This window comes from Patulibacter americanus DSM 16676, assembly GCF_000420025.1.
In the GTDB taxonomy this organism is placed as follows: Bacteria; Actinomycetota; Thermoleophilia; order Solirubrobacterales; family Solirubrobacteraceae; genus Patulibacter; species Patulibacter americanus.
Window position 1 is genome coordinate 521516 of sequence record NZ_ATUD01000001.1, and the last position, 11312, is coordinate 532827.

The following is an 11312-nucleotide window of genomic DNA, read 5'->3' on the forward strand; positions in this document are numbered from 1 at the left end:
GGACCGCGTGAGCGACCTGCTGATCGACCCGCCGGGCCGTCAGGGCCCGGGGCGCGTGGGCGGCCCCGTCGTGGGTGCCCTCGACCTCGCGCTCGCGCGGCGCAGCGGCGGCGTCCTGCCCGGCGAGCACCGGGCGGTCGGCCTCGGCAGCGGCACGGAGCTCAGCCAGCTGCGGCCCTACGTCGAGGGCGACGACGTGCGCCACCTCGACCCCGCGGCGAGCGCCCGCACCGGCGAGCCGCACGTCCGCCTGCACGTCCCGGAACGCGCACTGACGACCTGGATCGCGCTCGACGTCTCGGCGTCCATGGCCTTCGGCACCGCCGACCGGCTCAAGTCCGACGTCGCCGAGGGCGTCACCCGCGTGGTCTCGCAGCTCGGCGTGCGTCGCGGCGGCCGCGTCGCGCTCGTCCGCTGGGGCGCGGACCCCAAGGCGACGCGCGTGCTGCCGCCCCGCGGCGGCCGTCCGGCGATCGGCGCGATCGACCGCGCGCTGCGTGAGGGCGTGGCCCCGGACGGAGCTACCGGCGCCGAGGACCTGGCCACGGCGCTGGGCCGTCTGCACCGCGTCGCCCGCCGACCCGGTCTCGTCGTCGTGGTCTCCGACCTGCGCGACCCCTCCGCCTGGGAGCGTCCGATGGCGATCCTCGCCCGGCAGCACCGCGTGCTGGCCGTCGAGGTCGCCGACCGGCGCGAGTCGGCGTTGCCCGACGCCGGGCTCGTCGTGATGATCGACCCGGAGACCGGCGAGGACGTCGAGGTCGACACCGGCTCGCCGCGGGTCCGCGAGGCGTTCGCGGCGGCCGAGGCGGAGCGGCAGGCCACCGTGCACGCCGCGCTGCGTCGCGCCCGCGCCGGCCACGTGCGGCTCGATACCGACGGCGACTGGCTCCGCGAGCTCGGGCGGGCGCTGCGATGACGCGCGCCGATCACCCCGTCGCGCCGCCCGTCGCCCGTCCCGCTCCGCCCGTGCTCCCCGAACGGTGCCGCCGATGACCCTCGAGGCCCCGCTCTTCCTGCTCGCGCTGCTGCTGCTGCCCGCCGGATGGTTCGCGATCCGCGCCGCGCAGAGGCGCCGCAAGCGCCACGCGATCCGGATGCCGGCCGTGGCGACGCTGCGCGCCGTCGTGGCCGCTCAGCCGTCGTACCGCCGCTGGCTGCCCGCGGCGCTGCTCGGCCTCGCCGTCGCGCTCATGGCCTTCGCGCTCACACGCCCGGAGGTCACGGTCTCCAAGCCGGTCGAGCGCGCCACGGTGATGCTGGTGACGGACGCGTCGGGGTCGATGAACGCCACCGACGTGCAGCCGACCCGCATGGACGCGGCGAAGAACGCCGCGAAGACGTTCGTCGACGGCGTGCCGAAGCAGACCCGCGTCGGACTGGTCGGCTACTCGACCTCGCCCTCGACGGTGCAGGAGCCGACAACGGACCGCGGCGTCCTGACCCGGGTGCTCGACGGCCTGCAGGCCAACGGCGGGACCGCCACGGGCGACGCGCTCGCCGTCGCCCTCGACGCCGTGCAGGCCGAGGGCGACCCCGCGAAGAACGCCGGCCAGAAGCCGCCGGGCGCGATCCTCCTGCTCTCGGACGGCGCCTCGGACCCGGCGTCGCTCGACCCCCGCGACGTCGCGCGCCAGGCCAAGCAGGCCAACGTGCCGATCTACACCGTGGCGCTGGGCACCCCGGACGGCGTGGTCACGAACGGCTTCGGCCGCCCGACGCCCGTGCCGCCCGACCCGCAGACGATGCGCGAGATCGCCCAGATCTCCGGCGGCCAGTCGTTCACCGTCGACGACGCCGACCGCCTCGACGAGATCTACCAGCAGGTCGGCGCGCGCGTGGCCTCCGAGGCCGAGCAGCGCGAGATCACCTCCGCCTTCGCCGGCGGGGCGCTGGTCGCGCTCGTCATCGCGCTCGGGTTCGGGCTGCGCTGGCGGGGGCGCGTGGCGTAGGGGCGGAACGGCCGGGGCGTCGCGCCGGGTGGGCGGCCGATGGCCGGCGCTCGGCCCGCGACCGGCCACCCGGCACCCGGCACCCGGCACCCGGCGCAGGCCGTTCAGCCCGAGTCGCGTCCCGTCTCGCGCGCCACGCGGGCGTCCTTCTCGTGCGACGCCGCCAGCAGCTCCTGCTGGGCCTTCAGGATCGCCGCGGTCCGCTCCGCGTCGCCCGTCGCCAGGATCCGCGCCGCCAGCAGCCCCGCGTTGCGGGCGTTGCCGATGCCGACGGTCGCGACGGGGACGCCCGCGGGCATCTGGACGATGGAGAGCAGGGAGTCCATGCCGTCGAGGTGCTTCAGCGGCACCGGGACGCCGATGACGGGGAGCGGCGTGGTCGACGCGAGCATGCCCGGCAGGTGGGCGGCGCCGCCGGCGCCGGCGATGATCACCTGCAGGCCGCGCTCGTGGGCGCCCGTGCCGTAGGCGACCATGTCGTGGGGGGCCCGGTGGGCGGAGACGACGCGGACCTCGTGCGCGATCCCGAACTCGTCGAGCGCCTCGGCGGCCGCGCGCATGGTCGGCAGGTCCGAGTCGCTGCCCATGACGATCCCGACGACGGGCTGGCTCATGCGGTGCTCCTGGGGGTGGTGGTCGGGGCGGCGCTCACGCGGCCGTTCCCTCGAGGATGTTGGCGGCGCGCCAGGCCGTCGCGCGGGCGGTCGCTACGCCCGGGCCGAGCGCCGTGACGTGCCCGAGCTTGCGGCCGGGGCGGGCCGTCTTGCCGTAGAGGTGCACGTGCGCGCCGGGGACGGCCAGGGCTTCCTGCAGACGCGCGCGGGGGTCGCTGCCGTCCTCCGGGCCGACGACGTTCACGGTCACGGCCGCCGGGGCGACGAGCTCCGTGGCGCCCAGCGGCCAGTCCAGTGCGGCGCGGACGTGCTGCTCGAACTGCGACGTGACCGCCGCCTCGATCGTGTGGTGGCCCGAGTTGTGGGGGCGCATCGCCAGCTCGTTGATGAGCACGCCGTCGGGGGTGACGAACAGCTCGACGGCGACGAGGCCCGTCGCGCCGATGTGGTCGACGATGCGGACGGCCAGGTCGACGGCCTCGCGCGCCAGGGCGTCGTCGACCTCGGCGGGCGCGATCAGCTCGCGCAGCATCGCGTCCTGCTGCACCGTCTCGACCACCGGGTAGGCGGCCGTGGTGCCGTCGCTCGTGCGGGCGACCTGGACGGCGAGCTCGCGCTCGATGCTCAGCGCCGGCTCGACGAGCGCCCCGTCGGCCAGCGGCTCGAGGAACGCCGCCGCCTCGACCGGGGTCGAGACGACGGCGACGCCGCGGCCGTCGTAGCCGCCGCGCGGGGCCTTCAGGACGACGGGCCAGCCGAAGCGCGCGGCGAACTCCGCCACGTCGATCGCGACGCGCGCGTGCTCGAAGGGCGGCACCGGGAACCCGGCGCGGCCGAGCTCGCGGCGCTGGTGGAGCTTGTCCTGGGCGAAGAGCTTCGCGGCCGGGGTCGGCACGAGACGGTGGCCGTCGTCCTCGAGCGCGCGCAGGTGCGCGGGGTCGACGCCCTCGAACTCGAACGTCACGACGTCGACGTCCTGCGCGAACACCCGCAGCGTCTCGAGGTCGTGGTGGTCGCCGACGATCGCCTCGGCCCCGGCGAGCACCGCGGCGTCGGTCGGGCCGCCGGCGAGCACCCGCAGGTCGACGTCGAGCGGGATCGCCGCCTGCTGGTCCATGCGCGCCAGCTGTCCGGCGCCGAGGATCCCGACGCGCGGCCGCCGCGGCGCGTCGCCGGACTGGTCGGGGCGGGGGTTCAGGAGGTCGGTCATGCGGGGGACAGGGTAGTTCGTGGAGCGCACCTGCACGAGCGCGACCGGCTCGGCCGATCCCCCCGCTCCGGCTCGACGTCGCGTGACGGTCGCCCAGTACGAGGGCGCCCGCCACGGCGACCTCCACGAGGACCGCGCCCACGCCCACGGTAGCCTGCCGTGACCGTGTCGACCGATCACGACGCCTACATCGCTGAGGCTCCCGAGCACCTTCGCGCTTCCCTCGTGCAGTTGCGCGCGCAGCTCGCGCGCACGCTGCCCGACGCCGAAGAGGTCATCGCCTACAAGATGCCCGGGTTCAGGCTCGGGGAGTCGATCGTCGCGGGCTACGCGGCGTTCAGCAAGCAGTGCGGCTTGTATCTGTTCCCGTCGGCCATCGCGTCGCATGCCGACGACATCGCGGCGGCCGGGCTCAAGTCCACCAAGACCGGCGTGACCTTCTCCCCGAGCCGGCCGATCCCTGACGGGCTCGTCGAGAAGCTCGCTCTGGCTTCCCGGAGGGACCAGAGCCTCTGAGCCGGGGTGGTTTGCCTCATCGGCACCAGGCGACGGGACCGGCGCGCCCCGCGGCTACCTTCGCCCCATGACCGCCGAGCACTTCTCCGACCCCGCGTCCGTGGCCCAGTACGGCGAGAACGCGCGTCGCATGGTGCCCGGCCTGACACTCGTGCACGAGCTCGCCGACGCGCTGCTGTCCGAGGCGGTCCCCGAGCAGAGCCGGGTGCTCGTGGTCGGCGCGGGCGGTGGGCTCGAGCTCGCCCACCTCGCGGAGCACCACGCGGGATGGACGTTCGACGGCGTGGACCCGTCGGCCGAGATGCTGCGGCTGGCCGTCTCGACGCTGGGCCCCCACGCCGACCGCGTCGCCCTGCACGAGGGCTACGTCGACGACGCCCCGGAGGGCCCGTTCGACGCGGCGGTCTGCCTGCTCACGCTCCACTTCCTCGACGCCGAGGAGCGCGGCCGGACGTTGCGCGAGATCCGCCGCCGCCTCCACCCAGGGGCACCGCTGGTCACCTTCCACCACAGCGTCCCGGCGGGCGACGTGCGCACGACGTGGCTGCAGCGCTGGGCGCGCTTCACGGCCGCGCCGGGCACGGACGACGAGCGGATCGCCTCGACCGTCGCCACGATGGCGACCCGCCTGCCGATCCTCAGCCCCGAGGAGGACGAGGCGCTGCTGCGCGACGCGGGGTTCCGCGACGTCGGGGTCTTCTACGGGGCGCTGACGTTCCGGGGGTGGGTGGGGACGGCCTGACCGTCGGGTCCCCACGGGCCCGCGTCGGAGCCGAACGGTGCGATGTCGACCCGTTCTGGGCCGCCGGCGGGGCGGGATGCGGCGTCCGCCGCGTCGCCGAGCACCGAGGCGCCGACTTCGCGTTCGACCGATGAGTTCCGGATGGGGACGGCGTCCAAGTGGCACCCACCACCCACCCGACCCCGGAACGGAGTCCGCATGGACGCTCCCGCACACCCCTCCCGCTCGCTGATCGTGAACATGCCCGTCGCCGACGTCGAGCGCAGCAAGGCGTTCTTCCTGAAGCTCGGCTTCGGGCTCGACCCGCGGGCCAGCGACGCGGGCAACAACGCCCTGATCGTCTTCGGCGACGAGGCGTCGGTGATGCTGTCGAGCCGGGAGACCTTCGCGAAGTACTCCAAGCTGCCGGCCGCCGACCCGGCCACCCATGCGCTGGCGCTCTACTCGTTCACCGTCGCGTCCCGGGACGAGGTCGACACGATCTCCGCGACGGCGCTCGCCGAAGGCGCCACCGAGGCCGACGGGGCCGAGGACTTCGGCTTCATGTACACGCGCAGCTTCTTCGATCTCGACGGCCACGGCTGGCAGATCATGTGGATCGCCCCGGAGGAGGCTGCGGACGAGCAGCCCGCGGAAGCCTCGACCGCCGCGTAGGCCGCGGCGCCCGACGCCCGCTCGTGCGGCGGGCTCAGCAGACGGGTGCCGCGCGTACCGGGGCGGGCGCCGCCGACTCAGAAGAGCGAACCCGGATGGCGCGGCGGAACCCGCGCGACCCGGCGGAGGAGGCCGGCCGGCGGGCTGCCCGCTGCCACCACCGCCGCGGGGATCTGACTGCGCAACGTCGGCCGACGCCCCCAGTCGATCGCCCGCTTGGCACCGAAGATCGTCAGGTTCGTGTGCCCCTCGAGCGCCGCACTGGGCGACAGGATCCCCGGACACCCCTCCCCGCGCAGGCGCGAGGCGAGGCGCTGACACGGCGCCCAGTCGGCGGCGGTGAGCGCGTCGGGTTCGACGCCGTAGGACACGCAAGTCTCCGGATCCCGCAGGTCCACGAACGCGCCCCGGGGAACGCGGCAGGACCAGATCGCCCGCCGGACGAGGGTGACCGTCGCCTCGTCCGTGACCTCCTCCTGCCGGAGGAACTCGGCCCACGCGGCGGCGGGGTGCAGCGCCCAGTACTGCGTGGGCGGGTCGCCCGCCGCGTTCCACCGGGCCGCGAAGCTGTTGTCGCGCGCCCAGAACGGCACGTCGTAGTCCGTCTGCCGGAAGGCGATGAGCTCCGCGGGCGCGTGCTCGACGAGCCCGGGCAGCTCAGCCTGCGCGCTGGGTCCGGCCACGGCGCGCGAGGTCGGTGAGGTCCTGCTCGGCGCTGCGGTCGCCGAGCAGCTCCAGGGGCGTGCGGCCCTCCAGCTCGATGCGGGGCCGCACGAACCACGCCATGACGCCCTCGTCGGTCCAGCTCCGGTGCAGCAGCGCCACGAGCCGCCACACGAGCTCGAGACGGGCCGAGGGCGGCCCGGCGTCGGCCCGCATCCGCGTCACCGTACGGCGGTCGACACCGAGCAACCCGGCCATCTGCGTCACCGGCACCCGGGGGAGCCAAGCGCCCAGCTGCTCCACCTGGTCCTTCGTGGTGGTGCCGGTGGCGGGCCTGCCGTCGAGGACGTCGCGCACGATGTGGCGCACCGCCTCGGCCTCCATCAGCGCCTCGTCCGCGACGTCCAGCGGTGCGCGCGAGTCGTCACCGTCGATCGTCACCAGCCTGAGCAGCCGGCGGCGGAGCTCGTTCGACGTCTCCGCGTCCAACGGCGGCATCAGCCCGTCGTTGGCCGTCGCGACGACCTGCCGGAGCGACTCCGACAGCCGCTGGAGGAACTCCGGGTCACTCGCCCCCTGCTCCGCGGCGTCCTCGACCGTGCTCTGCCACCGCGCCAGATCGCCCTCCACCTGTTGGAGCGTCGCGCGCTGCGCGGGCTCGAGTGTCGCCGTCATCGCCCCTCCGCTGGTCGCTCGATGTCCCATCCATGGGACACCTGTGTCCATCGATCGTACTCGCGACCCTGGAGGACGGCAAGGCCAGGCCGAGCGCGAACCCTCGCCCCGCTGGGAGATACTGCGTACATGTGCGACTTCATGTCGGTGTTCGCGGAGGCGGCGGGCCCGAGCGACACGTCCCACCGCATCTATCGCGCGATCTTCTGGCTCGTCATGGCCGCGATCTTCTTCGGCGGGATGTACTACGCCTACACGACGGGCGCATTCGGGTAGGGCGACCCAGCCCTCCAGACGCGGCGGGCGGCTCCAGGCCCGAAACGACGAAACGCCGGTCGTCGACCGGCGTTCCACGATGGAGCCTAGGGGATTCGAACCCCTGACCCTCTGCTTGCAAAGCAGATGCTCTACCAACTGAGCTAAGGCCCCGTGGCCCCCAGGGTAGCGGGCGCGGGCGGTGCGTCGGCGTGCCGTTCAGCCGTCGGCCGGCGGCCGGCGGGCTCCGCGCTCCGCAGCCACGGAGTTCAGGACCGAGGTCGGTGCCGGTCGGCCGAGCGACTCGGGCTTGTACAGGCCGTCCGGCAGCGCCAGGTACTGCACGGCCAGGAGCAGCACGCCGAAGAGCACCGACTGCGCCACCCACCACGCCGTTCCGTCGGGCGCGAACACCCAGCCCGCGATCGTGCGGGACAGCACCCCGCTGGGGATGGCCCCCACAGCGCCACCGACGAGGTGCGCTGCGAACGTTGGCTCACGCCCGACTCGGCGGGTGAGCTCCGCCAACAGCGGCGTCCGTGGTCGATGACGAAGGGATCCGCCGGGGCTGTCGCTCACCAGCCGGAGTATTCCGGGCAGTCCCGCGACTGCCAACCCGGCCGGACGGTCAGACCGCCCTGGGCGTCGGCGGGGCCCGGGTGGGGTACCACCGCCTCGGTCGCGTGGTCACGTGCGCCGCGCGAGCACGTTGAGGCGGACGAAGTCGATGCGCGGCTCCGCGAGCCGGTCGGCGACCGCCTCCGCGATCTCGCGCTGCTCTGCGGCCCGCCGGGCCGCAAGGTAGGGGGCGAGCACGCCGGCCAGGAGATACTCGACGGCCGCCTCGCGCCCGCCGAGCTCGACCGGTTCCGGCGTCAGCCACACCCACGCGTCGCGGAAGCCGGCCGCGCGCAACCAGCCCGCCGTCTCGTCCGGGCTCGGGTAGTGGTTGAGGTGCGCCCACTCAACGCCGAGGTGGTCCAGGATCTCGCGGACCTCCGCCACGCTGCCCGCGCCGCCGCACTGGGCCACCAGTGCACCGCCGGGTCGCAGGACCGCGGCCAGCCGCCGGTACATCGCTCGGTGGTCGCGCACCCAGTGGAACGCGCCCGTGGACAGCACCGCGTCGAACGGGCGGCCACCGTTCACCCCCAGCATCGCGTCGTCCTCGAGGTCGAGGTCGACGACCCGCACGCGCTCGCCGTAGGGGGCGAGCCGCACGCGGGCCTGCTGGCGCATGCTCTCCGCCGGGTCGCCGGCGACGACCGTGGCGTCCGGGAGGCCGTCGAGCAGCGTCGCCGTCACGCGCCCGGAGCCGCAGCCGGCGTCCAGGACGGCCGCCGCCGACGCATGACGCCCGCCGCCGAGCTCGGAGACCAACCGTCGCACGATCTCCTCGCCCCACGCCGTCTGGGGCATCGCGACGGCGTCGTACGAGGGTCCGTCCCACGCGCTCATGCCGGCCACCCTCGACCGTGGCGTTGCCGGGACGGACGACGTGCTGCCCCCCCGGCGGTCACGGGCTTCCCTCCTCGGTGCCGGACCCGGCCGGCAGCCGCACCGTCACGCGCAGCCCCCCGCCGTCCCGCGGCTCCAGCATCAACGTCCCGTCGTGGGCCTCCGCAATCCGCCGGACGATCGCCAGGCCCAGGCCGACCCCGGTGTGCGCGGTGTGCACCCGGCCGGTGCCGCGGAGGAACGGCTCGGTGAGGGTCGAGGCCAGGGCCTGCGTGAGCGGCGCGCCGGTGTTCTCGACCGTCAGCGTGACGTTCGGGTGCCCCGCGCCGCTGGATCCCGCGGCGGTCGTCACCCGCACGGTGCCGCCCTCCCCCACGTTGTGGACGATCGCGTTGTGGACGAGGTTCGTGCCGAGCTGCAGCAGCAGCGCGGGCGAGCCGACCGTCGGGGCCGGGTCCGCCGTCGTCTCGATCGCGATCCCGCGCTCCTCGGCGAGCGGGAGCAGGGTCTCCGTGGCCTCCTCCGCCACGAGCGAGACGTCGACGGGCTCGCGCACGAACGAGCGCTGGTCCGCGCGGCTGAGGACGAGGAGCGCCTCGGTCAGCTCGATCGCGCGGCGGTTGACGAAGTGCAGGCGGTCCACGAGCTCGTCCTCGCCGCGGCGCTCGTCGCCCTTCGCGACGTCGAGCAGCGTTTGGGTGATCGCCAGCGGGGTGCGCAGCTCGTGGGAGGCGTTGGCGGCGAACCGGCGTTGCTCGTCGACGTGGGCCTGCAGCCGAGCGAGCATGGTGTCGAAGGCGTCGGCGAGCTCGCGGAACTCGTCGTTGCGGCCCGGCAGCGCGATGCGGTGGGCGAGCGAGCCCCCGGCGGCCGTGCGGGTGGCGTCGGTGATGCGGGTCAGCGGGGCGAGCATCCGGCCGGCGAGCACCCACCCGCCCGCCAGACCGAAGACGACGAGAACCACCAGGGCGATCGCCGCCGGCACGCCGAAGCCGTTGAACGGGTCGGAGCGGATCGGCGGCAGCCACGGTAGGCCGAAGGTGACCTCGTCCGGGATGTAGCGCAGGACCGACACCCACACGACCACGAACAGCAGGCCGCTCGCGAGCACGAGGAAGCCGGCGTAGCTCAACGTCAGCTTCATGCGGACGCTCAGCCCGGGCGCCCTATCCACGCTCGGGCTCCTCGCGCGAGGCGTCGGCGGCGCCGCGCCCGTCGCCGGTCTGCGCGTCGATCCGGTAGCCCACCCCCGGCACCGTCGCGATCAGCCACGGCTCGCCCAGGCGCTTGCGCAACGCCGACACGGTGATCCGCACGGCGTTCGTGAACGGGTCGGCGTTCTCGTCCCACGCGCGGTGCAGCAGCTCCTCGGCGGACACGACGCCGCCCTCGGCCGCGACGAGCTCCTCGAGCACCGCGAACTGCTTGCGGGTGAGGGCGACGTATCGACCGTCGCGGTAGACCTCGCGGCGGAACGGGTCCAGCCGCAGGCCCGCGATCTCGCGCACCGGGGGACGGTGGTGCGCGCGGCGACGGTCGAGCGCCCGGATCCGGAGGACGAGCTCCTGCAGCGCGAACGGCTTGGTCAGGTAGTCGTCGGCGCCGAGCTCGAAGCCCGACGCCTTGTCGTTGAGCCGGTCCGCCGCGGTGAGCATGAGGATCGGCATGCCGCTGCCGGAGGCGACGATCCGCCGGGCGATCTCGTCGCCGGTCGGCGCCGGGACGTCGCGGTCGAGCACCGCGATGTCGTAGGCGTTGACGTCCAGCAGCGTCAGCGCGGTGGCGCCGTCGGGGGCGATGTCCGACGCGATCGCCTCGAGGCGCAGACCATCGCGGATGGCCTCGGCCATGTACGGCTCGTCCTCCACGATCAGCACTCGCACGGGTTCGAGGCTAACGCCGGTGCGTATCGCCGCCGTATGGAAAACCGCATACGGGCCGGTGACGCCGCCCCACCTTCACTGGAGGCATGCTCACGAGCGATCCCTCCATCCATCCGGCGCGTCGGCGGCTGGCCGTCGTCGCCGCCGCCGCCGCGATCGGCCTCACCGGGACCGGTTGCTCGAACACCCCGTCCGAGTCCGGCGGCGGCCACGGCGCCACGGCGACCGGCTCGAGCGCCGGCGGCAGCACCTTCGGCTCCCCGAGCACGTCCGGCCGTGACAAGGCCGTGCGGTTCTCGGGCTGCATGCGCGACAACGGCGTGCGGGACTTCCCCGACCCCGACGCGTCGGGCGAGCTGACCCTCGACGGCGTCGTCAACGGGTCCTCCCTCGACGCCGACAGCGCGGCGTGGAAGGCGGCCATCGCCACGTGCAAGGACCTGCAGCCCTCGGGGTTCGCGGGCCGCAAGCGCGGCACCGCGCAGCAGGAGGCCGCCCTGGCGTTCGCGCGATGCATGCGCGAGAACGGCGTCCGGGACTTCCCCGACCCCACCGAGGGCGGCGCGCTCATCGACACGACACGCATCCCGTCGGCCAAGGGACGCGGGGCGCTCGAGATCCCCGGGTTCCAGGCGGCACAGGACGCGTGCGAGAAGCACGCCGCGACCGCGCTGGAGGGCCAGTGATGCG

16 protein-coding genes and 1 tRNA gene are annotated in these 11312 nt (G+C 74.6%); 8 read left to right on the plus strand and 9 right to left on the minus strand.

All coding sequences use genetic code 11. The annotated features are described in order from the left end of the window. Positions 1–7 precede the first annotated feature (7 nt). Both F593_RS0102515 and F593_RS0102520 read left to right on the plus strand, forming a co-directional pair. The gene (locus F593_RS0102515) at positions 8–919 is read left to right on the plus strand and encodes a DUF58 domain-containing protein (RefSeq protein ID WP_051160375.1); all 912 of its coding nucleotides are present in this window, start codon (positions 8–10) and stop codon (positions 917–919) included. A gap of 73 nt (positions 920–992) precedes the next feature. Further along, positions 993–1952 carry a VWA domain-containing protein gene (locus F593_RS0102520; protein ID WP_028721358.1) on the plus strand — a complete coding sequence of 320 codons (960 nt, stop codon included), beginning with the start codon at positions 993–995 and terminating at the stop codon, positions 1950–1952. Between the two features lie 104 nt (positions 1953–2056). On the opposite strand, the gene purE is transcribed toward F593_RS0102520, so the two are convergent. Together purE and F593_RS0102530 are read right to left on the minus strand one after the other, a co-directional pair. Beyond that, positions 2057–2566, minus strand: coding sequence for a 5-(carboxyamino)imidazole ribonucleotide mutase (gene purE / locus F593_RS0102525; protein WP_022927190.1), 510 nt, complete (start codon positions 2564–2566; stop codon positions 2057–2059). Between the two features lie 34 nt (positions 2567–2600). Continuing rightward, the gene (locus F593_RS0102530) at positions 2601–3776 is read right to left on the minus strand and encodes a 5-(carboxyamino)imidazole ribonucleotide synthase (RefSeq protein WP_022927191.1); all 1176 of its coding nucleotides are present in this window, start codon (positions 3774–3776) and stop codon (positions 2601–2603) included. Positions 3777–3795: 19 nt separating this feature from the next. On the opposite strand from F593_RS0102530, the gene F593_RS29670 reads away from it, so the two are divergent. From F593_RS29670 to F593_RS0102555, 4 genes are all read left to right on the plus strand, one after another. Beyond that, the gene (locus F593_RS29670; protein WP_022927192.1) at positions 3796–3939 is read left to right on the plus strand and encodes a hypothetical protein; all 144 of its coding nucleotides are present in this window, start codon (positions 3796–3798) and stop codon (positions 3937–3939) included. Beyond that, positions 3936–4292 (plus strand): DUF1801 domain-containing protein, encoded by a 357-nt coding sequence (locus tag F593_RS0102540; protein ID WP_022927193.1) that lies wholly within the window; start codon positions 3936–3938, stop codon positions 4290–4292. The genes F593_RS29670 and F593_RS0102540 overlap by 4 nt, the downstream gene beginning before the upstream one ends. A gap of 67 nt (positions 4293–4359) precedes the next feature. Continuing rightward, complete coding sequence (locus F593_RS0102545) at positions 4360–5034, plus strand: class I SAM-dependent methyltransferase (protein ID WP_022927194.1); 675 nt, start codon at positions 4360–4362, stop codon at positions 5032–5034. Positions 5035–5232: 198 nt separating this feature from the next. Next, positions 5233–5688, plus strand: a complete 456-nt coding sequence (locus F593_RS0102555) for a VOC family protein (RefSeq protein ID WP_022927196.1) — start codon at positions 5233–5235, stop codon at positions 5686–5688. Positions 5689–5765: 77 nt separating this feature from the next. Here the strand turns inward: F593_RS0102555 and F593_RS0102560 are convergent, their stop codons facing one another. Next, positions 5766–6371, minus strand: coding sequence for an RES family NAD+ phosphorylase (locus F593_RS0102560; protein ID WP_022927197.1), 606 nt, complete (start codon positions 6369–6371; stop codon positions 5766–5768). Next, on the minus strand, positions 6346–7026 hold the full coding sequence (locus F593_RS0102565; RefSeq protein WP_157251498.1) for a hypothetical protein: 681 nt from the start codon (positions 7024–7026) through the stop codon (positions 6346–6348). Before F593_RS0102565 ends, F593_RS0102560 begins: the two co-directional genes overlap by 26 nt. Positions 7027–7155: 129 nt before the next feature. On the opposite strand from F593_RS0102565, the gene F593_RS29675 reads away from it, so the two are divergent. Beyond that, positions 7156–7302: a hypothetical protein gene (locus F593_RS29675; RefSeq protein ID WP_022927199.1), complete on the plus strand. Its 147-nt coding sequence runs from the start codon at positions 7156–7158 to the stop codon at positions 7300–7302. 80 nt (positions 7303–7382) lie between these two features. On the opposite strand, the gene F593_RS0102575 is transcribed toward F593_RS29675, so the two are convergent. From F593_RS0102575 to F593_RS21900, 5 genes are all read right to left on the minus strand, one after another. After that, positions 7383–7455: transfer RNA gene (locus tag F593_RS0102575), tRNA-Ala, on the minus strand. Positions 7456–7500: 45 nt separating this feature from the next. Further along, positions 7501–7722, minus strand: a complete 222-nt coding sequence (locus F593_RS0102580) for a hypothetical protein (protein WP_022927200.1) — start codon at positions 7720–7722, stop codon at positions 7501–7503. A 246-nt stretch (positions 7723–7968) separates the two neighbouring features. Next, positions 7969–8739 (minus strand): class I SAM-dependent methyltransferase, encoded by a 771-nt coding sequence (locus F593_RS0102585; RefSeq protein WP_022927201.1) that lies wholly within the window; start codon positions 8737–8739, stop codon positions 7969–7971. 58 nt (positions 8740–8797) lie between these two features. Continuing rightward, positions 8798–9913: an ATP-binding protein gene (locus F593_RS0102590; protein WP_022927202.1), complete on the minus strand. Its 1116-nt coding sequence runs from the start codon at positions 9911–9913 to the stop codon at positions 8798–8800. Further along, positions 9906–10622 carry a response regulator transcription factor gene (locus tag F593_RS21900; RefSeq protein ID WP_051160376.1) on the minus strand — a complete coding sequence of 239 codons (717 nt, stop codon included), beginning with the start codon at positions 10620–10622 and terminating at the stop codon, positions 9906–9908. The genes F593_RS0102590 and F593_RS21900 overlap by 8 nt, the downstream gene beginning before the upstream one ends. A gap of 86 nt (positions 10623–10708) precedes the next feature. Here F593_RS21900 and F593_RS30200 point away from each other — a divergent pair, with 86 nt between their 5' ends. After that, on the plus strand, positions 10709–11308 hold the full coding sequence (locus tag F593_RS30200) for a hypothetical protein (RefSeq protein WP_022927204.1): 600 nt from the start codon (positions 10709–10711) through the stop codon (positions 11306–11308). Positions 11309–11312: the final 4 nt, after the last annotated feature.

Coding starts and splice junctions, on each gene's coding strand:
- F593_RS0102530 (WP_022927191.1), bottom strand. CDS start 3,776: ATGACCGACCTCCTGAACCCCCGCCCCGACCAGTCCGGCGACGCGCCG.
- F593_RS0102585 (WP_022927201.1), bottom strand. CDS start 8,739: ATGAGCGCGTGGGACGGACCCTCGTACGACGCCGTCGCGATGCCCCAG.
- F593_RS0102545 (WP_022927194.1), top strand. CDS start 4,360: ATGACCGCCGAGCACTTCTCCGACCCCGCGTCCGTGGCCCAGTACGGC.
- F593_RS29675 (WP_022927199.1), top strand. CDS start 7,156: ATGTGCGACTTCATGTCGGTGTTCGCGGAGGCGGCGGGCCCGAGCGAC.
- F593_RS0102555 (WP_022927196.1), top strand. CDS start 5,233: ATGGACGCTCCCGCACACCCCTCCCGCTCGCTGATCGTGAACATGCCC.
- F593_RS30200 (WP_022927204.1), top strand. CDS start 10,709: ATGCTCACGAGCGATCCCTCCATCCATCCGGCGCGTCGGCGGCTGGCC.
- purE (WP_022927190.1), bottom strand. CDS start 2,566: ATGAGCCAGCCCGTCGTCGGGATCGTCATGGGCAGCGACTCGGACCTG.
- F593_RS0102520 (WP_028721358.1), top strand. CDS start 993: ATGACCCTCGAGGCCCCGCTCTTCCTGCTCGCGCTGCTGCTGCTGCCC.
- F593_RS0102565 (WP_157251498.1), bottom strand. CDS start 7,026: ATGACGGCGACACTCGAGCCCGCGCAGCGCGCGACGCTCCAACAGGTG.